General features: G+C 59.8%; 24 protein-coding genes. 9 read left to right on the top strand and 15 right to left on the bottom strand.

Annotation, left to right across the window (positions count from 1 at the left end):
- Window positions 1–391: 391 nt before the first annotated feature.
- The 3 genes from ACFWXH_RS25950 to ACFWXH_RS25940 all read right to left on the bottom strand — a co-directional run bounded on the left by ACFWXH_RS25950 (window position 392) and on the right by ACFWXH_RS25940 (window position 1,772).
- Window positions 392–595: a hypothetical protein gene (locus tag ACFWXH_RS25950; RefSeq protein ID WP_379124208.1), complete on the bottom strand. Its 204-nt coding sequence runs from the start codon at window positions 593–595 to the stop codon at window positions 392–394.
- Window positions 596–1,221: 626 nt separating this feature from the next.
- Window positions 1,222–1,407 (bottom strand): DUF3606 domain-containing protein, encoded by a 186-nt coding sequence (locus tag ACFWXH_RS25945; RefSeq protein ID WP_379124206.1) that lies wholly within the window; start codon window positions 1,405–1,407, stop codon window positions 1,222–1,224.
- 128 nt (window positions 1,408–1,535) lie between these two features.
- Window positions 1,536–1,772 (bottom strand): helix-turn-helix domain-containing protein, encoded by a 237-nt coding sequence (locus ACFWXH_RS25940; RefSeq protein ID WP_379124205.1) that lies wholly within the window; start codon window positions 1,770–1,772, stop codon window positions 1,536–1,538.
- 154 nt (window positions 1,773–1,926) lie between these two features.
- Between ACFWXH_RS25940 and ACFWXH_RS25935 the strand changes: the two genes are divergently transcribed.
- A complete protein-coding gene (locus ACFWXH_RS25935; protein WP_379124203.1) occupies window positions 1,927–2,883 on the top strand; it encodes a LysR family transcriptional regulator in 957 nt (318 codons plus the stop codon).
- On the opposite strand, the gene ACFWXH_RS25930 is transcribed toward ACFWXH_RS25935, so the two are convergent.
- The 3 genes from ACFWXH_RS25930 to ACFWXH_RS25920 all read right to left on the bottom strand — a co-directional run bounded on the left by ACFWXH_RS25930 (window position 2,880) and on the right by ACFWXH_RS25920 (window position 5,977).
- Window positions 2,880–3,752: an isocitrate lyase/phosphoenolpyruvate mutase family protein gene (locus tag ACFWXH_RS25930; RefSeq protein WP_379124201.1), complete on the bottom strand. Its 873-nt coding sequence runs from the start codon at window positions 3,750–3,752 to the stop codon at window positions 2,880–2,882. The genes ACFWXH_RS25935 and ACFWXH_RS25930 overlap by 4 nt on opposite strands.
- A gap of 8 nt (window positions 3,753–3,760) precedes the next feature.
- A complete protein-coding gene (locus ACFWXH_RS25925; RefSeq protein WP_379124199.1) occupies window positions 3,761–4,960 on the bottom strand; it encodes a pyridoxal phosphate-dependent aminotransferase in 1,200 nt (399 codons plus the stop codon).
- A 93-nt stretch (window positions 4,961–5,053) separates the two neighbouring features.
- Entirely contained in the window at window positions 5,054–5,977 is a 924-nt protein-coding gene (locus ACFWXH_RS25920; protein WP_379124197.1) for a LysR family transcriptional regulator, read from the bottom strand.
- Window positions 5,978–6,292: 315 nt separating this feature from the next.
- On the opposite strand from ACFWXH_RS25920, the gene ACFWXH_RS25915 reads away from it, so the two are divergent.
- The 7 genes from ACFWXH_RS25915 to ACFWXH_RS25885 all read left to right on the top strand — a co-directional run bounded on the left by ACFWXH_RS25915 (window position 6,293) and on the right by ACFWXH_RS25885 (window position 14,133).
- Window positions 6,293–6,667: a Rid family hydrolase gene (locus ACFWXH_RS25915; protein ID WP_379124195.1), complete on the top strand. Its 375-nt coding sequence runs from the start codon at window positions 6,293–6,295 to the stop codon at window positions 6,665–6,667.
- Between the two features lie 424 nt (window positions 6,668–7,091).
- Window positions 7,092–8,612: an alkaline phosphatase family protein gene (locus ACFWXH_RS25910; protein ID WP_379124193.1), complete on the top strand. Its 1,521-nt coding sequence runs from the start codon at window positions 7,092–7,094 to the stop codon at window positions 8,610–8,612.
- On the top strand, window positions 8,612–9,769 hold the full coding sequence (locus ACFWXH_RS25905; protein ID WP_379124191.1) for an ABC transporter ATP-binding protein: 1,158 nt from the start codon (window positions 8,612–8,614) through the stop codon (window positions 9,767–9,769). The genes ACFWXH_RS25910 and ACFWXH_RS25905 overlap by 1 nt, the downstream gene beginning before the upstream one ends.
- Complete coding sequence (locus ACFWXH_RS25900; protein ID WP_379124189.1) at window positions 9,769–10,698, top strand: carbohydrate ABC transporter permease; 930 nt, start codon at window positions 9,769–9,771, stop codon at window positions 10,696–10,698. The genes ACFWXH_RS25905 and ACFWXH_RS25900 overlap by 1 nt, the downstream gene beginning before the upstream one ends.
- Complete coding sequence (locus tag ACFWXH_RS25895; protein ID WP_379124187.1) at window positions 10,695–11,522, top strand: carbohydrate ABC transporter permease; 828 nt, start codon at window positions 10,695–10,697, stop codon at window positions 11,520–11,522. Before ACFWXH_RS25900 ends, ACFWXH_RS25895 begins: the two co-directional genes overlap by 4 nt.
- Window positions 11,523–11,711: 189 nt before the next feature.
- Window positions 11,712–12,962, top strand: a complete 1,251-nt coding sequence (locus tag ACFWXH_RS25890; protein WP_379124185.1) for an ABC transporter substrate-binding protein — start codon at window positions 11,712–11,714, stop codon at window positions 12,960–12,962.
- Window positions 12,963–13,020: 58 nt separating this feature from the next.
- A complete protein-coding gene (locus ACFWXH_RS25885; RefSeq protein ID WP_379124183.1) occupies window positions 13,021–14,133 on the top strand; it encodes a PLP-dependent aminotransferase family protein in 1,113 nt (370 codons plus the stop codon).
- A gap of 50 nt (window positions 14,134–14,183) precedes the next feature.
- Here the strand turns inward: ACFWXH_RS25885 and ACFWXH_RS25880 are convergent, their stop codons facing one another.
- From ACFWXH_RS25880 to aepX, 9 genes are read right to left on the bottom strand one after another with little or no spacing between them, the layout of a single operon-like run.
- The gene (locus tag ACFWXH_RS25880) at window positions 14,184–15,116 is read right to left on the bottom strand and encodes a DMT family transporter (RefSeq protein WP_379124181.1); all 933 of its coding nucleotides are present in this window, start codon (window positions 15,114–15,116) and stop codon (window positions 14,184–14,186) included.
- Between the two features lie 22 nt (window positions 15,117–15,138).
- On the bottom strand, window positions 15,139–16,293 hold the full coding sequence (locus tag ACFWXH_RS25875; protein ID WP_379124180.1) for a PLP-dependent aminotransferase family protein: 1,155 nt from the start codon (window positions 16,291–16,293) through the stop codon (window positions 15,139–15,141).
- 20 nt (window positions 16,294–16,313) lie between these two features.
- On the bottom strand, window positions 16,314–17,441 hold the full coding sequence (locus ACFWXH_RS25870; RefSeq protein ID WP_379124178.1) for an NAD(P)/FAD-dependent oxidoreductase: 1,128 nt from the start codon (window positions 17,439–17,441) through the stop codon (window positions 16,314–16,316).
- A gap of 29 nt (window positions 17,442–17,470) precedes the next feature.
- A complete protein-coding gene (locus tag ACFWXH_RS25865; RefSeq protein ID WP_379124176.1) occupies window positions 17,471–18,271 on the bottom strand; it encodes an SDR family NAD(P)-dependent oxidoreductase in 801 nt (266 codons plus the stop codon).
- Window positions 18,268–19,824: a hypothetical protein gene (locus ACFWXH_RS25860; RefSeq protein WP_379124174.1), complete on the bottom strand. Its 1,557-nt coding sequence runs from the start codon at window positions 19,822–19,824 to the stop codon at window positions 18,268–18,270. Before ACFWXH_RS25860 ends, ACFWXH_RS25865 begins: the two co-directional genes overlap by 4 nt.
- Window positions 19,821–20,426: a CDP-alcohol phosphatidyltransferase family protein gene (locus ACFWXH_RS25855; protein ID WP_379124172.1), complete on the bottom strand. Its 606-nt coding sequence runs from the start codon at window positions 20,424–20,426 to the stop codon at window positions 19,821–19,823. Before ACFWXH_RS25855 ends, ACFWXH_RS25860 begins: the two co-directional genes overlap by 4 nt.
- Before the next feature lie 29 nt (window positions 20,427–20,455).
- Window positions 20,456–21,253 (bottom strand): phosphocholine cytidylyltransferase family protein, encoded by a 798-nt coding sequence (locus tag ACFWXH_RS25850; protein ID WP_379124170.1) that lies wholly within the window; start codon window positions 21,251–21,253, stop codon window positions 20,456–20,458.
- 11 nt (window positions 21,254–21,264) lie between these two features.
- Entirely contained in the window at window positions 21,265–22,476 is a 1,212-nt protein-coding gene (locus ACFWXH_RS25845) for a pyridoxal phosphate-dependent aminotransferase (protein WP_379124168.1), read from the bottom strand.
- A 54-nt stretch (window positions 22,477–22,530) separates the two neighbouring features.
- Window positions 22,531–23,463 (bottom strand): phosphoenolpyruvate mutase, encoded by a 933-nt coding sequence (aepX, locus tag ACFWXH_RS25840; protein ID WP_379124166.1) that lies wholly within the window; start codon window positions 23,461–23,463, stop codon window positions 22,531–22,533.
- A 282-nt stretch (window positions 23,464–23,745) separates the two neighbouring features.
- Between aepX and ACFWXH_RS25835 the strand changes: the two genes are divergently transcribed.
- Window positions 23,746–24,567, top strand: a complete 822-nt coding sequence (locus tag ACFWXH_RS25835) for an IclR family transcriptional regulator (RefSeq protein WP_379124164.1) — start codon at window positions 23,746–23,748, stop codon at window positions 24,565–24,567.
- Window positions 24,568–24,588 lie beyond the last annotated feature (21 nt).

Here is a 24,588-nt window from a genome sequence, read left to right as displayed (position 1 = left end):
TTCGATCAGGTCGCCTTTTTGATTTTGCGGTGATGCTAGTGAGGTTGGGCTCGCTCGCTGGCAACGATAGTCGTGCGGCGAGTGCAGAATGGGCACTTCGATTTGGTATTTTAACACGGCGATGTGGGCGCTCTTCCACGCGCCTCGGAGAACGCAAGGGAAAGGGTGAGCACCGTAATCAGCGCGACACGCTTGTTAAGTGTGTCGGCCCGCATCGGGATCGTGATGTTCGAAATCAAGTTTTCCCTTATGCTCGACCCTCGTGCATGGATCGAATCCATGCCATGATCCGTGAGATATTTCTTTGGAAATTACCGCGTTCAGCTTTTCCAATATGGAAACGCTGCGTCTTTCGGCGCAGCGTTTGGCAAGGATGCCGTATTGAAGAAGATTACTTCTTGGTCTTTCCTTTTGTTGTGTTTTCTTGCTTCTTTTCCTGTTTCTTCTGCGCGATTTTGAGAACATCGCTTTTGGCTTCAGTTTTCACAGAGAATTTGGTGTTGTCGATCCTGGCCGGGCCAGCAAACGCACTCGTCGTAGAAACGGAAACGAGTGCAAACGTTGCTGCGCAGGTAAACAGAGCAAGCTTCTTCATTTTAAAACTCCTTCGTGGTTCAATTGCTGACTGGAGGCGCCGAGACGCGCACCGGCCATTTGAGCAGCGCTGAGTGAAAGCGTGCGATTTCAATCTGGCGGGAATTTGTGCAGATATTGTCGAACAACGGTGATGAGACAGAGCAGAAATTACGACGTGTGCGTGACCGTCGCCGACAAACAGCCCTTTTTGCGCGAAGCAGTAATCTGGTCCCAATCAGAACGTACTTTGGTAAAGCGCAGACGATCCTGTTGGTGGTGGCTACAGCCATTGCCGCGACCCGGAAGGATGGATGTCTCAGCATCTTAACTTATAGGGCGGAGGATTGTGGCTGTTGCCCTGGATGCGCCTGCCTCGATCGTCACTTCACGCATATGCAAACCGACGCGGCGCACGTTTAGCTACACGAGAGCCCTGCGGCACGCCCAGTTCAGGTTTTGCATGTCCATCGCGTTTCGGTGGCCAATCAACGCTGCGCCGGGAATCTCGACAACTCTGCACTGTATTGCGAGCCACCCTCGTCGAATGTTCGTTGGTCGGCAAGTCCGGACTACTCCGGGAGTGGAGTCCATTCAACCATCATCCCGACGAGCCCGCTGACGTATGGAGCTTTCCTTGAACGTACCTTACGGCATTCTTCTGTTCCGCCAGCTTGTTGGCTCTGTCTCTGTCGCCGCCGGCCTGCTTGATGATCTTCGACGTACCTCCATCGACAAGCCGTGCTTGCGCGCAAAATAGTTTACCTCATACGCTTGGCCTGTCGCGATGCGGTCCCGATCAGATCCGCCACGCTTCGATTTGTCGTCTGCCATTTTTCCCTCCCAGATTTGAAGACGAGCAAAAGTAAGCAAACGAACGGCTTATTGACTAGCCGCAGCGCTGGCGTGAAGGCGGACGCGCTGGGTAGGCCGCTACGGATGCTGACACTCAATGGCAACGCTCACCGATCCGCCGGCTCACTCCTCGCAGAAGTTGCGCGCAGCAGCGTCTGTGCGTCGCTGTCCAGCGCCTTCGCGATCCTCTCGACGACGTTCAGGCTTGGGTTGCGCTGTCCCCGCTCTATACCGCCCATATAGCTGTAGGCGAGGTCAACTTCGGTCGCGAGAGCTTCCAGGGTCATTCCGCGCTGCAGTCGAACCCTGCGCACATTTGCCCCGAATATCTCCACCAGCCGCATGGGCGCATAGCGATAAGCAAACCGCCCACTTTACCAGTCACTATAGTGACTATACTGTGCCGGATTCGAGATTGTTCGTAGCAGGTGACAGGGAGCGTCCCGGGAAGCCTGTGAGGCAACGCCCAGGCATTGGCGGATGTAAGGACTTGCGGAAATGGAGCTGTTGCAGAGCGGATTGAAGGTTCGGCAGCTCCAGGTCTTTCGCGAGGTACTCCGAGAAGGCTCCACCAGGCGTGCCGCGGCCGCCCTGGGCATTAGCCAGCCGGCGATCAGCCAGCATGTCAAGCAGCTCGAAGCCACGCTCGGCATTACCCTGTTCGAGCGGTCGACGAACCGTATTCTGCCTTTGCAGCAAGCCTGGGAACTCTTGCGCAACGTCGAACTCGCATTGAACGCGCTCGAGCGGCTCCAGTCGACGATCTTTGCGATGAAGAATGAGGGACGGCAGCGGATCGCCCTCGCCACGCCTGCCGTGTTCGGTTTCGTGACATTGCCAAAAGTGGTTGCGATTATCCGCTCAAAAACCGGATCGAATGTGCGCACAATCTCCGGTACCTACGATCAGATCGGCGAGCACATTCTTGCCGGACGGGCGGATCTCGGAATCTCGCGACTTCCCTTGGACCCGTGCCTCTTCCAATGGGCGCCACTCGGATCGGCACGGAACGTGTGCGTCTTTCACCCCAGCCATCGCTTTTCCAGCCAGGCTTGCATCGAGGCTCGTGATCTGGCGGGGGAAACCATCGTCGATATCGATCCTCGCTACGCATCGCATCAAATGAACATGAACGCGCTACGCTTCGAAGGCATCGAACCGGACATCCTGGTCGAATACGATTCCAGCGGCCACGAAGCCGGTTTTGTTTCGGCGGGACTGGGCGTCTCGATCACCAACGAAATTCTGGCGCGGGAATACGCAGCATTCGGCCTGGAGACGAGACCGGTCGAGCCTTCGGCTCTCTATCATTACGTCGCGATCTGGCAGAAGGGCCGGGTGTTTTCCGAGGCGCTCGGGGTATCGCTTGAGGCGATACGAGCGACGTTTGCCGCTTCGAGCCCCACGCTCTGCGGGGAGGCTAGCAATGCGGTTTCGTCGGCACGTCCTGCCTAGCGAAGGTAACGCTGCTCGTCGGAATGGACTTTCTCCATCCCCTGTATCTGGAAGACATCCTCTACCGGCAACAGGTCGCGATGGACGTTCTGGACACCCCCATCCGCGATGATACGCAGGAAGGTATGCTTCATCGCGGTGGCAGCGGCGCGGATCGCATAGTTCCCATAGATGACCATGCGGATGTTGCCGAGCGCGCGAATACGGTCTGTGTCGAGCTCAGGATAGGCGTTGGGGACGATGACCAGGGGAATGCCGCCATTCCACGCTTTCGAAAAGCTCTCGATCTCGCTCGGGTCCTTTCTCTTCGAATGGATGAGGATCATGTCGGCACCGGCCCGTTCATAGGCGCGCGCTCGAAACAGAGCCTCTTCCTCGCCCAGTCCCGCTATCAGCGCTTCCGTGCGCGCAATGATCAGGAAGTCGGGATCCGACCGTGTTGCGAGGGCCGCCTCGATCTTGCCTTGGAACTCCTGGATGCGAACCAGATCATGGTGGCCGCCTACGGCGAGACTGGTGACCTTTGGGAACGATTTGTCTTCGATCACAATGGCGCTTGCGCCGGCCCGCTCATATTCCCTAACCGTGTGAATGACGTTGATCGCATTGCCGTAGCCCGTATCGACATCGGCGACGATGGGTAGCGAGGTTCTGCCGGCAACCGCCCGAAGCATCTCGAGATGCTGAGTCATCGATATGAAGCTCATGTCTGGCAAACCGTAGAGCGCCGACAGCTCGAAGCCTGATGCCCAGACCCCGTCGAACCCTGCCTGCTCCGCAAGGATCGCCGACAACGGACTGTGTGTCGCCATGATGTGAACCAGGCCGCGCTCGGCCATTGCGCGGCGTAACCGTGTGGCGTTGGTCATTGAGATCCTCACGTCAGTGCTTCGCATGCATAGATGATGCGTTTGCAGGCCAGATCGAGTTCTATCTGCGACGACGCATAGGAGATGCGTAGAAACGAAGGCGCCAGGAAGGCTGATCCTGGTACGGTTGCAACGCCGAATTGGTCGAGAAGATAGTCCGTGAAATCGACGTCGCTGGTGATGGGCTTGCCTTGCGATGTACGCTTGCCGATCAGCCCGGCGCATGACGGAAAGGCGTAGAAAGCGCCATCCGGCACAGGGCAGCTCAAGCCTGGCGCACGACCTAGGAGGCCGACGACAAGGTCGCGCCGTTTTTGAAACTCTGCCGCGAAATCCGAGACATGACGTTGGTCGCCGCCGAGAGCTTCGATCGCTGCGTATTGGGAAATCGAACTCGTGTGCGATGACGTCTGACCCTGGATCGTATTCATGGCTTTGATGATTTGTGTCGGCCCGGCGGCGTAACCCACGCGCCAACCCGTCATCGCGTTTGCTTTCGAAACACCGTTGACGATCAGAACCCGTTCAAAAAGATCAGGGGCGACTGAAAGAATTGAAGCGAAAGCAATGTCGTAGACAAGCTTCTCGTAGATGTCGTCCGACAGGATGTGCACTTGCGGATGATGGCGCAGGACCTCGGCCAAGGCGGCGAGTTCGTCTGCCGTGTAGACCGCGCCGGTCGGGTTGGATGGCGAATTCAGTATCAGCCACTTTGTGCGTTTCGTGATGGCCGCGGCCAGAGATTCCGGCCTGAGCTTGAAGCCATTTTCCGGCCCAGATGGTGCGAGCACCGCTGTTCCGCCTGCCAGGGCGACCATATCGGGGTAGGAGACCCAGCATGGAGTCGGCACGATGACTTCATCGCTGGCATCGAGGCTTGCATAGAGCGCGTTGAAGATAACCTGCTTGGCGCCGCAGCCGACAGTTATCTGGTCGATGCCATAGTCCAGCCCATAGTCGCGGTTCAGTTTGGCGCAGATTGCTTCTCGCAGCTGTGCCGCGCCGGCGACCGCCGTATAGCGCGTCCGCCCTTCGCCAATGGCGCGCACACCGGCCTCGCAAATTGCCGCGGGTGTCGGAAAATCAGGCTCGCCCTGGCTGAGAACGATGACGTTGACGCCGCTGCTTCTCAAGGCTGCAGCGCGGGCGGTCATCGCCTTTGTTTCGGACGGGCGGACAAACTGGAGCCGATGTGAAAGTATCGTCAATGCAAAGGCCTCGACCTGATGTCAGGTCGGTCTGGCGCATTTTGTTCTTGCCGATCAACTCTGGCCATCTAGGAACTGAATGCCACTCATCGACTATTTCGATGCGGCGCCTGACGATTTTGGCTTCGCCGGGTCCTCCCGGCACAAGCGCACCAGCCACCTGCAGAACATTCGCGCCAGATCCAGATTTTGACTGCGGTCGACTGCATGGGCGTGATACTGCATGCCACTTGGCGTGCGTGTGCCTTTGACGACTTCCAGCAGCCCCTGCTTGATCAGGTCCCGCACGAGAACCTCCGGGGTCACCAGCAGACTTCTGCCATGCGCGATCGCCGGGAGCGCGAGATAGTGATGGTCGTATCGTGCTCCCAACTTGATGTCGTCCTGCCGGATATCCATCCCTCTCAGCCAGGTCGGCAGAGCATCGGGACGCGACGTAATGGAAACGATCGGAACCCTGGTCACGATATCGATCTCCTTACCGGCCACCTGCCGCGGAGATCCGACGCAAACCAAGTCCTCGTTCAGGAGAACCCATCTGTCGGAAGGCTCCGCCAGGGCCAGATCGCGCGTGATCAACACGTCGAAATTGTCTGCGGATGTCGGCTGAGAGAGCGTGGTGACGACGTCGACGACCGCGCCGCCAGCTTCGGTCGAGAACGCTTGGATATTCGGGATGAGCAGCGTCGAGGCGAAGGTCGGGAGCGACGTTCTCACAAGGATGCGGTTCACGTCCGTCTGCCTGCGCTTCATGCGCTGGGCTGTAAAATAGATCGTGTCGAGCGGTTCACTGACGGCAGTGGCAAAAAGCCTTCCGAACGCGGTCAGTTCCGAATTGCGTCCGCGCCGCTCAACGAGTTTGGAACCAAGGTATTCTTCAAGAACGGCAAGATGTCTGCTGACGGCGCTTTGCGCGACGCCCAACACCTCGGCGGCCCGGGTCACGCTCTTCTCTCGCGCGATCACCGCAAAGGCCCGTACCGAGTTGAGCGGCAAGGATTCATGTCCCTCGGGCAAGGCAGGTCCCTTTCTCGAAACGTTGGCATCACTTGGGGGCGTATTGAGTTCGAATTATTTGATGATTGTCACAGGAGCGTAACAGCACGCCGATAGCCTGAAAGTGTGTCCACTGCAGCGCAGTCGGCGGCGCAAGGCAAATCGCAAGATGCCAGTTTTCGTGGCCGGTGACTGATGCACGGCAACGCCGGTCTGGCTGCTCCGGATCCTGCGCAGGACATCTCCCGCCCCAGAGGCACGGAGGCAACAAGCTTGCCTCGTTACAATGTCAATGAAATGTAGTACCGATTTGATGGCTATGCGGGATGCACTCGAATGAGCAAAATGCCGATCATCGATCGCTCCAAAGGCGTTGCTGCAGGCAGGAGTTCTGGCTCTGGGTTTGGCAATCTCGCCTGGGCGGTCGCAACTTCCGACGACAAGAGTCTCGACCTGAAAGGTCAGGTTGCAGCGAGCTTTGCCAAGATTGACCGTGTGCTGGGGGAACTTGGTACAGACCGTCGAAATCTGCTGTCAGTCACCGTTTTTCTGGCGAACCTTGATGACAAAAAGGCATTCGACAGCCAATGGCTGGCCTGGGTCGGAGATGATCCCGGACACTGGCCGCAGCGCATGTGTATCGGGGCATCGCTGTCGGCGGGAACATTGGTTGAGATCGCGGTGGTCGCCGCGCGACCAAACGAGAGTTGATAACGCAGCCTATCGGGGTCGGATTTTCTTCATACTTGTATTGGGAAGAGCCTCCGCGAGCGACAGGCCCGGATGGGCTTCCTGCCCGGCCGGTGGCGGCGCTTGTCGCGTGAGCGAGGTCAGCATATCGCCAGTCACAGGTCCCAGGGTGGCTGCCCACCCCGCGCCTTCATCTCCCGCGCCTTCATCTCCCTAGAATCGATGCGTTTGTAAGGCAGCGTTGTGCGCGGCGCTCAAATACCAGCGCGACCTAAAGGGGTCCCGCACGGGCCGGAGTGGTGACGCTTCTCGCTCCAGGCAACACACATTCCTTTCTCGGCAAGGGGATCACATTGGAGCGTATTTAGTTCGAATTATTCGATGATTGTCACAGGAGCGTAACAGCGGGCCGATAGCCCCAAAGCCATCAACCGGGCCTTGACCGATGGCAGAAACCAAATTCGTGATCGTCAGTTTCGATGGACTGCGCCCCGACCTGATTGACGAGCAGCAGACGCCGAATCTCTTCAGGCTCAAGAAACATGGGACAACGCTCGCTTCCCAGCGAACGATCTATCCGAGTGAGACCAGGACGGCCTTTCCGAGTCTGGTGACCGCCGGCACTGCTGCCGTTCACGGAATGGTCGGCAACAAATTTGTTGACCGCGGTGCGAGCCCCCAACGCTATATCGACACCGCAGACGCCGTTCTCCTCGACCGGCTTGACCGCGAAAGCGGCGGTCGACTGATGACCGCGCCGACATTGGGCGAATTGCTCGCGCGTGCCGGAAAGAGCCTGGCGGTGCTGGCGACAAACACACCGGGCACGACGCGGCTTTTCCATCACAAAGCCGAGATGTTCGGCCATGTTCGGTTGTCGGGCCATTTTCCAGAAGCCTGCACGCCAAAGAGTGTCCTTGATGACGCCGTTGCCCGGTTCGGGCCTCTGCCGCCTGTTCCTCCTGCAGGAGAACCGGACATCGATGCGCAAACCCTGATCACAACGGTCTTTCTTGAGTATCTGTGGCCGGAGCGGGCTCCGGACGTCACCGTCATTTCTTACGGCGAACCCGACACCTGTTCGCATCTCAACGGCACGGGTGCTGCGGCGACCCGGAAGGTCATCAGGCATTGCGACGCTGAATTCGGTCGGATCCTGGACTGGTGGGAAGCGGAAGGGCGCGCAAACGGCGTCCAGATCATCGCGCTCTCGGACCATGGCCACATCACCGCGCACACGCGTGTCTCCGTAGCGGCTTGCCTTTCGGAAGCCGGCTTCCATCCTGGGACTGCTCCGGTGAGCGGTGTCGACGTCGTGGTGGTGCCGGGGCAGGTCGGTGCGCTGTATCTCGCCGACCGCGGAAGGAAGCAACTGGCGCGCCTTGTCGGGGCTTTGACCGAGTTTCCCTGGGTTGGGCCGGTTTTCACCGCACCCGGAGACGAAGTCGAAGGAGTTGTCTCCGGCACTTTCGCCAGCAGCCTCGTGCTGGCCAACCACGAACGGGCCCCTGACGTCTATTTTGCGTTTCGCGCGGATGATCGCAGAGACCGGTTCGGCCTCGTGGGGGGAACATTCTACGACAGCTCGAGGTCTCCGGGCCTTGGCGTCCATGGTGGACTGCACCCGAAAGAACTCGCATCGGTCGGCATCGTCGCGGGAACGGCGTTTCTGTCCGGCGGCCACGTCTCTAAAGTTCCATCGGGCATTTGCGATGTCGTTCCCACCATTCTTGCCGCTCTCGACATGCGACCAGTTTCGGGCATGACAGGACGCGTGCTCTCTGAGGTGTTTGCCACCCGCGGAGCATTTGCACCTCCGCCGGTCAGCAGCACGGAAGTTTTCGAGACCCGGTCGGGCAATTGCCTGCAGCGCGTCCAGCGCACGCGGGTGGAAGCGACGGTCTATATCGATGGCGGTTGGGTTGAAGCGACCGAAATTGCTGCCGAAACGACGGAGGTCGCGTGATGGCTGGCGTGCAGTTCACCAACATCTCCAAGTCGTATGGAACCACACAGGTCCTGCGCAATCTGAGCCTGACTGTCGAGGACGGCGAATTCTTGACTTTGCTGGGTCCGTCCGGCTGCGGCAAGTCAACCCTCTTGCGCATCTTGGCCGGCCTGGAGCCCCAGGACACGGGACGTGTGGCGATCGGCAAACGTGTCGTTGACGGCTTGCGCGCAAAGCAGCGCGACATTGCCATGGTCTTCCAGTCCTACGCGCTTTATCCGCATATGACGGTGGCCGAAAACATCGGCCTGCCGCTGAGAATGCGGCGCTTGTCCTTCCTGCAGCGTCTGCCGTTGCTTGGCCGCGTGCTTCCCGGGACGGCTCAAGCCCATGCCGCCATCGACGCAGAGGTCCAACAAGCAGCAAATGCGGTCGGGATCGGCCACCTTTTGACGCGCAAGCCTGGGCAGTTGTCAGGCGGCCAACGCCAGCGCGTCGCGGTAGGGCGCGCCATGGTGCGCCATCCTGCCGTGTTCTTGATGGACGAACCGCTCTCCAATCTCGATGCCAAGCTGCGCGTGCAGATGCGTGCCGAAATAAAGGACCTGCATCGGCGGCTCGGTGTCACGTTCATTTACGTCACACATGATCAGTCCGAAGCGATGACGCTTTCCGATCGTGTTGCGGTGATGCTGGATGGCGACTTGCTGCAGGTTGCATCGCCACAGCAAATCTATGCCAATCCGGCTGATCGAAGGGTAGCCGAGTTTGTCGGCAGCCCCAAGATCAGCATGCTTGAGGGTGTGGTCCGGCAGCGCGGTCATATCGAGGCGGGAGGCTCCATCTTCTCGTCGCATGTCGACCTCGATGTGGGAGCCCGGGTGACGCTGGGGATTCGCCCGGAGGCGTTTCATCTATGCGAACGAAGCGAGCCGGGTGCGATCGCTGGCACGATCCGATTGATCGAACATATGGGATCCGACCTGTTCGTGCACCTTGCGCTGCCTGGCGGTGAGATACTCGTGGCACGCCTTCTGGCCGAGAGGGCACCCCATCTCTCACATGGCCAACTCGTGAGCCTCAGCGTGCGCCCGGACCGGTTTCTGGTGTTCGACCAGAGCGGTGAACGTCTGCTCCCGCAAGCCAATGTCACGCCGCTCAGGGAAATCGCCTGATGGCCGCCAGCATGGATGTATTGGTCCCCGCACGTCCCGCGCCAAAACCCACTTCAGCGGTAGGCGAAGCGTTCTCTGCCTATTGCCTGGCTGGCCCGGCCGCCTTGCTGCTGCTGTTTCTTTTCGTCCTTCCGGTCGTGGCGGTGCTCGTCATTTCTTTGACCGACTGGCAGTTCGGTGCAAGCACCATGTCCTTCGTCGGTGTCCGAAACTTTGCAGAGATTTTTGCCGACAGGGCGTTCCGGACCTCGCTGGTGAATACGATCCTCTACGTCTTGATGGTGGTTCCAGGATCCGTTCTTCTGGGACTGTTCATCGCCCTCTTGATCGAAAGCGGACGATCGCTACGCGCCTTTTACCGCGCGGTCCATTTCCTGCCTTTCATGGCCACACTGGCTGCGATGGCGATTGCCTGGGAAGCGCTGCTGCATCCGACCATAGGCCTCGTCAACCAGGCGCTTTCCACATTCGGCCTGCCTACCGCCAACTGGTTGCGGGACGAAGAGACCGTCCTGCCGGTCCTCGCCGTCATCGCCATCTGGCAAAATCTCGGTTTTGCGATGGTGCTCTTCCTGGCGGGGCTGAAGTCCATTCCCCGCGACCTCTACGACGCAGCCGACATTGACGGGGCGGATAACTGGCTGGACCGGTTGCGCACGGTGACTTTGCCAATGCTCGGACCCGTCACGATGTTCGTGGTCATCGTTGTCGCGCTGCGCGCCTTCGAGGCTTTCGATACCGTCCAGATCCTGACCAAAGGCGGGCCTGGCAATGCTTCGGAGGTTCTCCTCTACACGCTCTACCGGGAAAGCTTCGAATATTTGCGCACCGGCTACGGGGCCGCCGTCACTCTTGTGTTCCTGGTCATCGTCATCGCACTCACCCTCATCCAGGCCCGTATCATGGACAGGCGGGTTCACTACTCATGACGTCGCTTCGACCCGCGGCCATTGCCCGCCACGCCACCCTGCTTTTGACGGCCACGATCATTTCGGTGCCCTTCGTCTGGATGGTTTCCTTGTCCGTAAAGTCGCCGGGCGAGATATTCCGTGGCCATTTCTCGATCCTTCCGCAGCAATGGCACTTGGTTGAAAATTACGGTCGCGCGCTTACGGCGTCCCCGCTGCCCAAATTCATGCTCAACGGCTTGGGGGTGTGCCTGGCGATCCTGTTGCTGCAAATCCTGGTATGTGCGCCGGCCGCCTATGCGCTCGCGAAGCTCAAATTCAGAGGCCGCGACTTGTTGTTCGGCCTCGTCCTCGTGGGTCTCTTGATTCCGCATCAGGTGCTGGCGCTGCCGCAGTTCATCATGGGATACAAACTTGGCATTCTGAATACCTACGCGGCGCTGGTCTTTCCCTTTATAGTCTCGCCCTTCGGCATCTTCCTGATGCGGCAGTTCTTCAAAACCATTCCAGATGATGTCGTGCACGCAGCGCGTCTCGACGGGCTTTCGGAACTTGCCATCGTCTGGCGGGTCATGGTGCCGATGGCTTTGCCCGCGATCATCGCTTTTTCGATTTTCTCCATCGTCAGCCATTGGAACGATTTGTTCTGGCCGCTTATTGCCGTCCGCTCTGAAGACATGATGCCGCCGCCTCTGGGCATCATGACGTTCAGAAATGAGGAGGCGGGCAACGACTATGGCCCGCTTATGGCAGCCTCGACGCTCGTCGTCGCGCCCCTCATCGTCGCGTTTCTCGCGGCTCAACGCTGGTTCGTCGAGGGACTGACGGGTGGGGCGATCAAATGACCGGGCGATCAACCCAGGGAGCCATGAGATGCCCACCATATCAAGAGCTGCCGTCGAAAGAGAAGACAGAATTTCGATCGGACTCGACCTGGGCAAGATCTCGATGCTGCCGCAAGGAAGCAGCCGCGCTGTGTCTCGGCCCGCATCGTTCGTGAACTGAAATCTCACTCAATCCTCTTGGAGAGTAAAATGGGAAGCTCAGCTATCTCTAAGTATGCCCTGGCTCTTTGTTTCGCAGCGGCGGGTGCCGCGCCGGCACTTGCGGAGGCGACAACGCTCAAGGTGCTTTACTCGAACGCTTACGTGAACAAGGAATCGATAGAGGAACTGGTTCAGCAATTCGAAGCGCGCAACACGGGCGTCGACATCAAGCTCGATGTTGTAAAGAACTATACGGAAATGACCCAGTTGATGTTGAGAGCATCAATGACGGGAGATGTGCCTGATGTCGGCTTCCAGGGCCTGAGTTTCGTCAGGTTGTTCGCCGAGCGGGGCCTCGCCGTCCCGCTTCAGCCGTTCATTGCCAAAGAAAACGACTGGCAGCAGCGCGGATACTCCCAATCCGTAATGGGCATGGCGAAAAAGGGGGACGAAACGTTTGGCATTCCCTACCAGGTCTCGGTTCCGATCGTTTATTTCAATCTCGATCTGGTTCGTAGGGCCGGAGGCAACCCTCACAGTCTGCCGACGACGTGGCAGGGAATTACCGACCTCGCGAAGAAGATAGATGCCCCGAGCGGCGGTATCTTTTTCGATTACACTCCGACGGCCAATTGGACTTTCATCGCCCTGGTGCAGTCCCTGGGCGGCCAGATGATGACACCGGATGAGAAGCAAGTCGCGTTCAACGGCGCCGAGGGGCTGGAGGCCTTCAAGATACTGAAGGATATCGGTCATTCGGGGATGCGTGACATGACCCGCGATCAAGCCAAACAAGCCTTTGCGGCCGGTTCGCTCGGTGTCTTCGTTACGTCCAGCTCGGACATCACCTTGTATACCAAGCAAGCCGCCGGGCAGTTCGAAATTCGTGTGGCTCCTTTTCCCTCGAAACAACCGGGCGGCGTGCTGCCTGCCGGCGGCAATGCACTCATGATCCATACAAAAGACCCGGAAAAGCAGAAGGTGGCCTGGGATTTCATCAAGTTCTTCACCGGGGCCGACGCCCAGACGCTGATGGCGAAGTCGACGGCCTATATTCCGGTCAATACACTGGCGATCAGCGATCCGGCACGCCTCGGTGACTACTACAAGGGCGAACCCAACCTGAAGGTGGCGGTCAGCCAACTGCCGATCATGACCAGTTGGTTCTCATTCCCAGGCGAAAACTCCCTGAAAATCACGCCCGTGATCGAGGACGCAATGCGCAAGGTCCTGTTCCAGCAAGCCGAACCCCAGGACGCTCTCGAGCAGATAGCAAAGGCGGTCCAGGGCCTGATGTAGGCCAACCGATGAGCCCTTTAGGGCGGACCCCTCACTTCGAGCTTGCAGGTCGTATGCTATGACAATCAACCAGAGAAATCTCTCCGCGGCGCCCATCAGCCTGATACGAACCACGCCTCCGACGCCGCAATGGATTGGAGAGGAAATCAAAAATACCCTGCAGGATGTCCTGCAGGAACAGGATCTGTCCACGCTCCTGAGATACCACCGTTTCGCCGGCACTGAGCGTGATAGGGAGGTGGGCGCGATCTGGATGTCGCATCGCCTCGGCTGTGGCCTGGACGCCAACCGGATCCTTGCGACCAATGGCACGCAAAATGCCCTGTTGCTGGCGCTGGCGACTGCGGTTGGAAACGGCGGCTTAGTGCTCGTCGAGGAACTGAGCTATTATGGCTTTCGCCGTCTTGCCGGCTTCCTCAATGTCGAGGTCGATGCGATCGCCATGGATAGACACGGTGCCCTGCCAGACGCCTTCCAACATGCCTGCCGAACACGATCGCCAAAGGCCCTGTTTCTGACACCGACCATCCACAACCCGACGACGTTGGTGATGTCGCTTGAGCGGCGAAATGAGCTCATCGATATCGCCCGCCGATACGGCGTGGCCATCATTGAAGACGACGTCTACGGCTCGCTTCCCACCGATGCGCCACCGCCGATCGCGGCGTTGGCACCGGATATCACCTGGTATGCAAGCGGCCTGGCAAAGTGCGTATCGCCCGGGCTTAAAGCTGGCTACCTTGTGGCACCCTCCGCAGTTCATGCCGCAGCAGTGTTCGAGCGTTTTCAGGTCACGTCGACATGGCATATGTCGCCGCTTTCGGCAGTGCTGGTCGATAAGTGGGTGAGCGCAGGCATCGCCACGCGCATTCTTGATGCGGTGCGCGCCGAAGCATCGGCCCGGCAGGAGATCGCTCGGGAGCTGCTGGCCGGAAGTGATTATGCGGCCCATCCGAACGGTCTCCACCTTTGGCTGACGCTTCCTGCGCAGTATGACCAAGAAACCTTCGTCACGGCTGCTGCCAACGCCGGTGTCGTCCTCAGGCCCGGTTCAATGTTTGCTTTTCATCCGACCACACCTGTCGATTCGATCAGAATCGTCCTGGGAAGCCCGGAAACACGCGATGAACTCCTTGCGGGACTGTCGGCGCTGAAAACGCTCTTGCAATAGCGTGGCTGCTCATCCGCGAGGATCGGCTGCGCTGGTGTTGGCGTGGTCGGTCACGTTTCTCTCCCGCGGCGGTTCCGCTTCCACAAAAACAGCGACGTGGCGCGTGAAGATGCTGATACGAGATAGCCCCTAGGGGCGGATGCGCTCAGGCTCTTCTTGCCTGGTGACGCCAGCAGGCCGACGGCTATGCAGCCGGCAATAAGAGCGAGCCCGAAAATAGCAACCGAGTTCAGTCTGTCGTAAAACACCAGGGCCCCTATCAAGGACAAGCACAGAAATCGGCCGAATTCGATCAGGGCTATTTTTGTTATTGAAAGACGTGAGTACGAATAAAAAAGAATACACTGCGATATGACAGTAAAAATGCTTGAAACTGTTATAAATGTCATCGTGTTGTAGCTGGGTGATATCCAGTAATACGTGGACGCTGGAAACGATATCACCGCAACCATGATCATTGCCATGAGTGTGGCCGACGTCGGCGTGCCCGTTGTGCCAAGGCGTTTTGTTTCAGAGGCGATCAACGAGGACGATACCGCAGACAAGAATGCTGCGGCCATGCCCAATGGTGACGAGGAGGCGGGGAGGGGGCCGACGACCAGGAGCACGCCGACGATGCCCACTGAAACGGCAAACCACTCGGTGCGAGAGGGAGCGCCATATCCGATATGGCTTGAAAGGAGACACAGCAGGATTGTTTTTAGATAAAAAATGAAAAGAGCGAGGCTGAGGGGTATTGAAGTGATCGCATAGGTCCAGGATAGGGCGGACACGTATATGAAAATGGATCTTCTCAGATGTATCTTGATGTCATCATTGGTGTAAAGCGCTCCTCGCAACAGAGACAGAGGCGCTATCAATAACGCACATATTGCATAACGAATGAATGTTGTCTGGAAAATCGAGATATCTTCGGTCGAAAGCCGCAGGGCAACCGTTACGACCGAGAACGCCGCCATTTCGGCGAGCGTGGAAAAGAACAAGGATCTGCCCTGGTTTGGCATGTCAGCCGCGGCTCTCGATGGAACCGCCCGCAAGTTCGGCCAGCAATCGCGAAAGCGTGGCGAGAGCCGTGACCAGCTCGTCTTTCGTCTCCGGGCTGCCCAGGACGACGCGGATGTGATTGTCCGATTTGCTCTGGTCGACGAAGAACATATGTCCTGGACGCAGGATAACGCCGTCGTCGCTCAATCGCTGAAGAAACGAAGCTTGATCCAGCGAAGCCGGCAGGCCCATCCAGAGAAAAACGGACTCTGGATGGGTGGCCAGGCTAAGGTGAGACAAGCATTGGCGGGCGATGGTTTGCCGCGCAACGATTTCCTCTCGTACGGCATTCCGGATGTTGGCAAGTGTTCCGTCGCCCACCCAGCGCGACATGATTGCGGCCGATAGTGGATTCGCATGCCAGGTCGATATTGTATCGAAGGCTGTGACCGCTTTCTCTGCTTCGGCTCCCGAAGGAGCGACAAGGTAGCCTAGGCGAAGCCCTGGCCCCATGCATTTGGCCGGGCCGGAGGCAAACCAGCAAATGTCGGGCGCAATTGCGGCAATCGGCTCCGGCGCAATCGACGGCAAGCTCCCGTAGACGTCGTCTTCGATAATGGGAACGCCGTGCTTGCGCGCGACTTCTGCCAGCGCGATGCGCCGCGTTCGCGACATGACAGTCGACGTTGGATTGTGCAGCGTTGGTTGCAAAAACAGCGCGCGCGGCCGCCGCGTACGACAGGCCTCGTCAAAGGCATCGGGCAGCGCTCCATCGGAGTCCATCGCGATGCCGCTGACGGTAATTCCCAGTAACGCCGCCAGGCGCCGCAAGCCGTAATAGCTGATATCCTCGGTCAGCAAGTGGTTTCCTATGCCAACGGCCGTCCGCAGCGCCAGGAAAAGTGCGCTTTGCGTCCCGTTCGTCATGATGATCCGATCGATTCCGGCATCGGCTCCGAAACGCTCGCTCAGCCATCGGCTCGCGACGTTCCGGTCGTCTTCGCTACCCCGAAAGGTGTGATATCGCATAAGGCTTTCGATCTTCGGGCTCGCTCCGATTTCACCCAAAGTCCGCGCCAGGGCTTCACCAACCCATGGCGGCGTGGGTGGCGTGCTGCGGATGAGACTTATCGGTTCAACCGGGGTTTGCAGTTCGTGCTCGACAGACGTGCGCATGTTGATGATCCCTCTGCAAATCAGGCACTTGCGGTCAGCCACGCTGTCGGCAGCTGCTCCCGATCGCTCACTTGAATGCCATTGCCCTCGTGGTGATTGCTACGCCCCGCAGGTGCACCGGGTTCGTCGATGATCTCCGCAGCCGCGATCTTGCCCACCAGGGGAGCAAGCGTGACGCCGCCATGCATGACGGCGACAAAAACCGGCTTGGCCTGCAATCCAACGATTGGCCGGTCACCACTGGGCATCGGACGCGGGCAGACGACCCAGCGTCTCGGCATATTCAGGAAGCCTTCGACCCAGCGCGAACCGGCTGCCACCAGTTGGACGCGCTCTCGTTCAACTCGGTCCAACGGCTCCAGTTCGCCCGGCAATGCCGAAATCCCAGCCATGAGGCCCTCTGGGTCAGGCCTGATATGAAATCCGTCCGCATAGACGACGTGCCGAAGAGCAGTGCTTCTGCCAGGGTCCGCGAGGGTGAGCAGGGGACCGGGTAGCGTACGGATGGGCAGCGTCGGCAGTCCGGCGAGTTCAAGAAGCAAGTTGGTGTCATTGCCGGCGGCAAGCGCGACCCGATCGAAGGTGCCACGGTCCAACCGCCATCGCAGTTCGGTCCTTTGGTCGAACACTTCGATTCCGGAAATACGTTCGGCGATAAACCGCGCGCCAAAACGCTCAATCGCAATCTTCACGAGCAGCTTGCATAACGCACTCGAATTGACCCAGCCTTCTTCCCGGACCATCAACCCCGCCACAGCCAAGCCCGTATGCATCCGCGGCTCGAGATCGATCATCTCGCTGTTGGATACAGCCGTGACCGCGCCCCCGGCGGCCTCGAAGACGGCTGCATCGGCCATCAGTTTGGTCGCGACATCATCGGCAGATGCAATGCGCAGGGTACCGCATTGCTGGATGAGTTGTGCTCCTCCAATCTCTGCTGCCAGCGTCCGATGGTAGCGGATCGCCTGAAGGCGAAATTCGAGATCTTCGCCGGATCGGCCAAAAGCGTTCAGGCATGCGAAGGAGGAACTGGAGACGCCGCTCCCCACGGGGTGAGGGTCAAAAATCGTGACCTTCGCCCCGCGCTTCGCCAGATGATAGGCGATCGAGGCTCCTACGATTCCTGCTCCGATAACACCAACTCTCATCGGCCTGCTCCAGGGAAAGGGTTCGCCATTCAGGCACTGGCAGTCAGTCCGCCATCCACATAGAGAATTTGCCCCGTTACGAACCGCGCTTGCTGCGACGCCAGGAAGTGGACCGCTCCGGCGACGTCCGCTGGCGACGCCAAGCGGCCGAGGGGAATGTCGGCCACTGCCCGGCGGAAGGTCTCGGGGTCTTCAAGCGCCTTGTCGTTCTTGCGCGTGCGGACCGCGCCGGGCGCTACGCCGTTCACGGTAATGCCGAACGGCGCAAGTTCCGTCGCTTGCTGCCGCAAGAGAACCGCGAGGCCGCCCTTAGCGGCGCAGAAGGCGCTATAACCCCGGCCGCGAAAGCCGAGTTGCGAGCGCACCGAGAGCAGATGGATGTGGCTGCCGCCGCGGTTGCCGGCGACCTGCTGCGCCGCGACCGCTTGCGACAAAAACATCGCCGGCCTCAGCGTCTTGGAATAGACCTCGTCGAAGGCTTCCTCCGTCACTTCAAGCAGCTTTTGCTCTTTGTTGAAGCCCAGGCAGTTCACGAGAATATCGAGCGAACCGTGGCGCTGGACGATCGATGCCACTTGCTCCCGGGCAGCCGCAACGTCACAGGCGTCGAGCGCAGCTCCCTCGGCCGCCCAGCCCTCTTCACGGAGCTGCGTTGCAAGTGCGTTCGCGGCAGCGCCGCTGCGCCCTGCCACGATGAGAGTTGCGCCGGCATTCGCCAACGCCTGCGAGATGCTGGTCCCGATCGCACCATAACCTCCCACAACGAGCGCGACCCTGCCCCTCAGTCCGAATGCCGCCTCGACATGTAATTCCGTCTGGTGAACCGTCATGATCCGCTCTCCAATGGTGTCGTCGGACCGGCGCCGGCACGCCGAGCGCACCAGCTTGCAGTGCCATACTGCCCCTTGAAGACCGGCCCCAGATGTTCCTTTGCAGTGCCGCCCAGTCGAAGCGTTCCGATGAAAGCCCCGTCCTCGTTCAGTTCGCCTTCGAATCCGTAGAACAGCCAGATCGGGACCTGTTCATGCGCCGCCTCCAGCCGCAGATGGCGTCCGTGGATTTCCCCTGTGACGACGCCGGTACGGTTTCCCGTGTGATGTGTGCCAACCACCGAGGCGCCAATCTGCTGAAGCTCCAGGCTGTGGCTCGCCATGCCGCGCAGGAACCGGATGTCGACCCGCCAAGCTCCCGATACGTCCGTTTGCGGCGCCGCATACGGGACCAAAGGTGCGATGCTGGAGGGATCGGCAAACGCGGCAGCCAAAGCCGCCCCGACGATGTCGGCCTCTTCGTCTGACAGGTTGACGGGATCGAGGATCGTGGAGGTCCTCGTCGACCAGAAGTCGTGGATGAGGATGCGCGGTCGCTGCTGCAGCAACGCGAGCCGTAAGGCTTCGCTGTCGAACGGAATCTGGCCGAAATCCCAGGAAACCTTCAGCCGGGTCGCGGTAACCGATCCTGGCCAGGTCTTGATTTCGGTCGACACGCCGGCGATCGCGGATAGGTAGGCTCTTATCCGCTCCAGGCGGGGCTGCCACCGCTTTCGCTCTTCTTTTGCCGATCTGTGATTGATCCAGCGGTCGAGCGCGACGACCGCGCCTGCCATTTCCTCTTTTCCGACCTTCATTGCGCGGCCGAACGCCTGGTGCGGTGCGCTGTTCCACCAGATCGCCTGGCACAGCGCCTTTTTGCCGATCACGATCGCCGTCGACTGAGGTGCGCGCAGATATTTGCCGCCAGCATAGACGACCAGGTCCGCTCCACCATCGATCCAGCGATCTGGCTTGGCCGGAGAAAGGCCGGCCGCATCGACAAGGATCGGCACGTCATGTGCCCTGGCGACCGGCAGAATGGCGTTGAGGGGAAGCGTAGTCGTCCCGTCGAGGCGGCCGATCAGGCAGATCATCGCCGCTCCGTCGATTGCCTCGTCCAGTTCGTGACGGTCAGCGACGCTGACAATCTCGCCGCCGGCGATCCGCATCGCCTGCTCATAGGCAAACCGCTGGTCGGTGGGGATCAGCACCTTGCGGCGCAGCCCGGCTGTATCGGGCAGCCTCAACATCAATTCGGGATTGTTCCCGGCTATGCATGCGGCCGCTGCAAGCGCCAAACTGGCGGCCGTTCCAGCCGTGACCACGCCCCACTCGGCACCCGTGAGCTCGGCCAGCCGCTGGCCGACTCCATCAGCCAGCTCGTCCATGTCCACGAATGTTTCGGCCGCTGCATTCATGGCCGCGATCACTTCGGCAGAAGGATTGCTGGCTCCATAGATTGTGCGCACGCCAGCGCATTGGATGATGGGCTCGACGCCCAGAGCACGAAAGACTGCGCCTGGAGCAGAAGGTCCAGCCGGCAAATGCCGGATTGTCGAGTGCGTGTTCATCCCAGCGTCCTTGATGCGAGCAGGAGGGAGGAGGCGACGCAGAAAGCCGTCACGACCGCATACATCGCACCTTGGGTTTTGGGCACGCTCAGCGGCGCAACGTGGAGCACGGCCAGAACGATGACTGCGGCCGCAAAGAATAACGGAAAGACCTGCTCGGCAATCAGCGGACGAAGCAGAAACAGGATTGCCGTCAGAGGGACTGCATATGTCGTCGGCACGCCGATGAAGCGCCCGCCGGGAGACCCGAATACGTTGAAATAGCTCAGGCGCAACGCGCTCGCCAACACCAGGGTCGCCGCCGCGACGATGGACAGGAGTGACCCCTGTCCCACGACGATCAAGGTGACCGCCGGAAAGATGCCCGCGCTGACCAGGTCTGCCAGGGAATCGAGGTTTTTGCCAACCTCTCCGGTCTCAACTGCTCGCCCCCTGGTGCGCTTGGCGACCACGCCGTCGAGATGATCGGCGAGCAAGGCCCAGAGCGTGACCGCAACACCGGCCTCCGGGCGGCCGGCGAGTGTTAAGCTGATGCCAATGACGGACAAAGCGAGACCTGTTCCGGTGATCGCGTTCGCGGGGTCGGCAAGTTGACGAAGCATGTGCGTTCCTCCTCGGCCGGGGCAACGGGTTAAACGGCTTGTGAAAAAACCGGCATATCAGGCGGCGCTGCGAAGAGATTCTCCGCCATTCTCAAGTCGGCCTGATTGTCGATCTCGTACCATTTCACGGTGTCACATCGCGCCGCGGTGATCTTCAGGCCACGAGCTATCAGCTGCGCCAGCACCTGTTCGGTGTAGGTTGTGCCGGCCCCGGTGCCGATCAGGTCGTCTAGGGCAGGCACGATGAGGGTCGAAAGGGTGGCGCGGGAGAACCGAAACAGATTGAGGGTTTTGAACAGGCTTGGACCGCCGATCTGGTTCAGGTCCGCGGCAGTCTGCTTCATGCGGACTTCCGCTATGGTCCCGCCGGCGCCAAGAACGACGGCGGAGCCCTCCATTTCTTCCGTAAATGGAGCGACCGCGGCTGCGTCGCCGGCGCCCGCGGCCATAAGCGACACCAGCGCCTGCCGTTCGAAGAAGACGTCTCCCTCAAGCAGGAAGATGTCGCCGCTCAGCAGCGTGTGGCGCGCCAGCCAAAGCGAATAGGCGCTGCCGGTGCGGTCGTAGACGGTGGATTCGACATAGTCGATGTCGACGCCGGCAAAACGGTCACCGCAGGCATACTCGATGGCATCCTTTCGGTAGCCCACCACGATGGTGACGGACCTTACACCCATCGTGCCGAGGTGGCGCAGGGCGTTGTGGATAATCGAAACGCCGAGGACCTCCACCAGAGGTTTTGGCCGGAAGTCGGTCAACGGCCGCAGCCGCGAGCCCATACCTGCAGCCAGGATAACAGCGCTCTTGGGTACTTCAGTCCGATACATGACAATCTTCCTTAAGCTACGTTGCGAGATGCTTTGGTCCACGAGTCAAAGGTCCCCACGAGCCTCTCGAGCCCAAGCGCGAGCTTGTCTTGAGCAATCCCGTAGGAAAGGCGAAGACCCATCGGGTCTCCGAATGCACTGCCCGAAACACCGGCCACGCCGGCTTCTGCAAGCAGTGCGTTGACGGCATCGTCCGCGGTCCGCGGCGCGGTAGACCTGGTGCCGAGATCTGAAAGGCCGCCGAGGTCGAGATAGAAATAAAACCCGCCCTGTGCCTGCGGCGGTGGCGCGATAACCTGGCGCGCCAGAATACCGAGGCCGAGCCGTCGGGCCTGCGTCAACTGGTCCAAGAGCCGTCGTTCATAGCTGCCGTCACCGTTCCTCAGATGTTCCAGGACTGCGTGCTGGGCGATCACATTCGGGTTCGATGTGGTGTGGGACTGCAGTGCTTTGACAGCGTCGATCACGCTTTTCGGACCGGCAAGATAACCAATGCGCCAACCGGTCAAAGCAAGCGTCTTGGAGAACGCATTGATGATGACGGTGCGTGACCGAACTTCCGGGACGAGCGAGACGATGGGATGATGAACATGCGGCGCATGCGCAAACGCGCCGTAGCATTCGTCGAAGATGATCCAGAGATTATGGCGGATCGCCAGGTTGGCGATGCGCTCGAGGGTAGTCTGATCGTAAACGACGCCTGTCGGATTGCTGGGCGTGTTGACGACGATGGCGCGGGTCCTCGCCGAGATGGCGCGTTCGATATCCTCGGGTCTCGGAACATAGCCATTGTCGCGCGTATCGACATGCACCGGTCGTCCGCCGGCAATCAGAACCTGCGCCGGGAAGGTCGTCCAATAAGGACTCGGGATTATGACTTCATCGCCCGGATCCAGCAGGACCATCGCCGTGTTGAAAAGGGCCTGCTTGGCGCCGCTCGTAACCGCGACCTCGTCGGCTTGCCAGCCTTGCCCGGTTTCGCGGGATACTTTCCCGGCAAGTGCTTCGCGCAGCTCGCGAAGGCCGACAGTGTCCGTATAACGGTTTTCGCCGCGTTCGATTGCCGCGAGCGCGCCCTGGCGCACGCTTGGCGCCAGATCGCACCAGATTTCTCCGGCGGTCAGGTCGATGATTTCTTTGCCGGCGTCGGAAGCTGCCTTGGCGGCCGCGCGCGCGGCAGCCGTCCCCGACGACGCAATAAGCTTCGTACGTTGTGCCAACATGGTCGGCCTCACAATGTTGCAGTTATCGGTTGGGAAGTGTCCGTTCGGCTGCCGCTACTCAGCAGCGACAGCGACCGTCGGAAGATACCGCATCTCGGCTTCCGCCAGTTCACGGTAGTTGAGCAGGTCGAAGACATCGTCCAATGTGGCGACCTCGCTTTCGATGCCGGCGATCGTTCCCTCACGCAGGATCCGTTCGCAGACCTGGCGCATGGCCAGCACGGCCGCACGCATGTTGTGGTTGGCCCAGATGACCGTCGAGATCTTGGCCGCGCGATATTCGTCGACCGGTGTGCGGTAATACTTCGTCGGCACAATCACCAATGGCAGGCGGTTGCTCCATTCCTTGGCGAAGGACAGGATTTCGCTGGCGTCTGCCTTGCGCGAGTGGATGAGGATCGCATCGGCGCCGGCGTCGGCATAGGCATGCGCCCGCATCAGCGCTTCTTCCTGATCGTAGCCCGCAATGAGCGCCTCGACGCGAGCGACAAGAACGAAGTCTTCGGATCCCAGCGTATCTTTCACCGCACGCAACCGGCCGCAAAACTCGCTGACTTCCGCCAGCGGATGCCGGTCACCGACGAAGGAGTTCATCTTTGGGAAGCCTTTGTCTTCGAGGCAGATGCCGGCCGCCCCGTGCTGGAAAAGCTTCTTCGCTGCGAGCCTGGCATTGTTGAAGTTGCCGAAGCCGCTATCTGCATCGACCAGGATGGGGATTGAAGCCGCGTCGGCCATCCGCTCCACAACCTCAACCAGCTGTGTCCAAGATGCTTCATTGGCATCCCGGTAGCCGAGGCTGGATGCGATCGACAAGCCGGAGGCCCACAAGCCCTTGAACCCTGCGCGCTCCGCAATCGTCGCGGAGAGCGCATCATGCGCCTCCATGACGAAGCTCAGCGTGTTGGCCTGGATTATTCCCCGCAAACTTGGTTTGGCCGCGGACGAAGCCACGGGATTAGAAAGGCCTGCTTCTCCTGCGTGCGCCATGGACGCTTACTCCCAGTTTGAGATGCATTCGCGTTCGTTCAACGGCTCGGACATCGGGGCGTCTGGTCAGGCCTTCCGTCCGAAGCCGACTGTGATGAAGCTCGCTGATTGGATCGAGCGTCACCGAACTGTCATACGATATTCATACCACATTGTGGTTGTCAATGCAGAAAATTACCCAAATTATGGATTAGCCGTCGCAAGGAAATACCGGCGCGCACTTGTCAAGCGTGGCGCTATGGGGCATTGGGGTGCATTGAGGTTCAAGACAACGCGTGGTGGATGCCAAAAGCAGTCAAGGAAATGGAGCAGGGGAGCGGAACGCAACTTCTTGACCGTGCGATCGCGGTGCTTAAGTTCGTCGGCGAAACAGCGGGAGCGGCGGGCGCCAGCGTTGCTGAAATCAGCGACGGGCTAAGTCTCAAGCAATCAACTGCGCATCGGATTGCGGTGGCTCTCGAGCGTCATGGCCTGATCGATCGGGACAACCTCAGCAAACGTTACCGACTTGGCCTCGGGCTTTTTGTGCTCGGCGTCCATGCCGCCGATGAGTCTGGTCTGCGCACCCTGGCTCAGCCTGCGTTGACGAGGATCGGTGCAGCCACGGGCGATACCGTCTTTCTAATGGCGCGGTCCGGGGTGAATGCGATCTGCGTGGATCGTCACCAAGGCAGCTATACGATTGACAGCCTTACCGGCGGAATAGGCGGCCAGATACCGCTCGGGGTTGGTTCCGCTAGTTTGGCAATCCTGGCCTCGCTGCCGCCGGACGAGGCGGATGCGATCATTGAGGCGAATTCGCCGCTCTATCCGCAACACCACGGGCTAACTGCGGCCCGCGTCCGCAGTCTGCTACCGGCGGTTCGTCAGCAAGGATACGCGCTCGACCGAGGCGACCTTGTCGCGGGGATCTCGGCGTTCGCCCTGGCGGTCTGTCCGAGAGGCAGGCCAAGCGGCGTCGCCATCGCCGTGAACATGACCAGCGCCAGACTCTCCCAGGACCGGTTCGCGCAGTTGCTTCCACTGGTCAAACAGGAAGTGCAACTGCTCGAGATGCACGTCAACCCATTGGAAATAGCCTTCCGCCACCGTCCAAGCCGGTAAAGCGCGAAGCGCTTCGCGCCG

It is taken from the genome of Mesorhizobium sp. NPDC059054 (assembly GCF_042739215.1).
Taxonomy (GTDB): Bacteria; Pseudomonadota; Alphaproteobacteria; order Rhizobiales; family Rhizobiaceae; genus Mesorhizobium.
This window is presented reverse-complemented; position numbering and strand designations above follow the sequence as displayed.

Excerpts from the sequence above, each read along its gene's own strand:
- ACFWXH_RS25915 (WP_379124195.1), top strand. The coding sequence starts at position 6,293 with ATGAGCAAAATGCCGATCATCGATCGCTCCAAAGGCGTTGCTGCAGGC.
- ACFWXH_RS25895 (WP_379124187.1), top strand. The coding sequence starts at position 10,695 with ATGACGTCGCTTCGACCCGCGGCCATTGCCCGCCACGCCACCCTGCTT.
- ACFWXH_RS25835 (WP_379124164.1), top strand. The coding sequence starts at position 23,746 with ATGCCAAAAGCAGTCAAGGAAATGGAGCAGGGGAGCGGAACGCAACTT.
- ACFWXH_RS25845 (WP_379124168.1), bottom strand. The coding sequence starts at position 22,476 with ATGTTGGCACAACGTACGAAGCTTATTGCGTCGTCGGGGACGGCTGCC.
- ACFWXH_RS25855 (WP_379124172.1), bottom strand. The coding sequence starts at position 20,426 with ATGCTTCGTCAACTTGCCGACCCCGCGAACGCGATCACCGGAACAGGT.
- ACFWXH_RS25900 (WP_379124189.1), top strand. The coding sequence starts at position 9,769 with ATGGCCGCCAGCATGGATGTATTGGTCCCCGCACGTCCCGCGCCAAAA.
- ACFWXH_RS25940 (WP_379124205.1), bottom strand. The coding sequence starts at position 1,772 with ATGCGGCTGGTGGAGATATTCGGGGCAAATGTGCGCAGGGTTCGACTG.
- ACFWXH_RS25860 (WP_379124174.1), bottom strand. The coding sequence starts at position 19,824 with ATGAACACGCACTCGACAATCCGGCATTTGCCGGCTGGACCTTCTGCT.
- ACFWXH_RS25875 (WP_379124180.1), bottom strand. The coding sequence starts at position 16,293 with ATGCGCACGTCTGTCGAGCACGAACTGCAAACCCCGGTTGAACCGATA.
- ACFWXH_RS25930 (WP_379124201.1), bottom strand. The coding sequence starts at position 3,752 with ATGACCAACGCCACACGGTTACGCCGCGCAATGGCCGAGCGCGGCCTG.
- ACFWXH_RS25890 (WP_379124185.1), top strand. The coding sequence starts at position 11,712 with ATGGGAAGCTCAGCTATCTCTAAGTATGCCCTGGCTCTTTGTTTCGCA.
- ACFWXH_RS25950 (WP_379124208.1), bottom strand. The coding sequence starts at position 595 with ATGAAGAAGCTTGCTCTGTTTACCTGCGCAGCAACGTTTGCACTCGTT.
- ACFWXH_RS25945 (WP_379124206.1), bottom strand. The coding sequence starts at position 1,407 with ATGGCAGACGACAAATCGAAGCGTGGCGGATCTGATCGGGACCGCATC.
- ACFWXH_RS25850 (WP_379124170.1), bottom strand. The coding sequence starts at position 21,253 with ATGTATCGGACTGAAGTACCCAAGAGCGCTGTTATCCTGGCTGCAGGT.
- ACFWXH_RS25905 (WP_379124191.1), top strand. The coding sequence starts at position 8,612 with ATGGCTGGCGTGCAGTTCACCAACATCTCCAAGTCGTATGGAACCACA.
- aepX (WP_379124166.1), bottom strand. The coding sequence starts at position 23,463 with ATGGCGCACGCAGGAGAAGCAGGCCTTTCTAATCCCGTGGCTTCGTCC.
- ACFWXH_RS25865 (WP_379124176.1), bottom strand. The coding sequence starts at position 18,271 with ATGACGGTTCACCAGACGGAATTACATGTCGAGGCGGCATTCGGACTG.
- ACFWXH_RS25935 (WP_379124203.1), top strand. The coding sequence starts at position 1,927 with ATGGAGCTGTTGCAGAGCGGATTGAAGGTTCGGCAGCTCCAGGTCTTT.
- ACFWXH_RS25885 (WP_379124183.1), top strand. The coding sequence starts at position 13,021 with ATGACAATCAACCAGAGAAATCTCTCCGCGGCGCCCATCAGCCTGATA.
- ACFWXH_RS25910 (WP_379124193.1), top strand. The coding sequence starts at position 7,092 with ATGGCAGAAACCAAATTCGTGATCGTCAGTTTCGATGGACTGCGCCCC.
- ACFWXH_RS25870 (WP_379124178.1), bottom strand. The coding sequence starts at position 17,441 with ATGAGAGTTGGTGTTATCGGAGCAGGAATCGTAGGAGCCTCGATCGCC.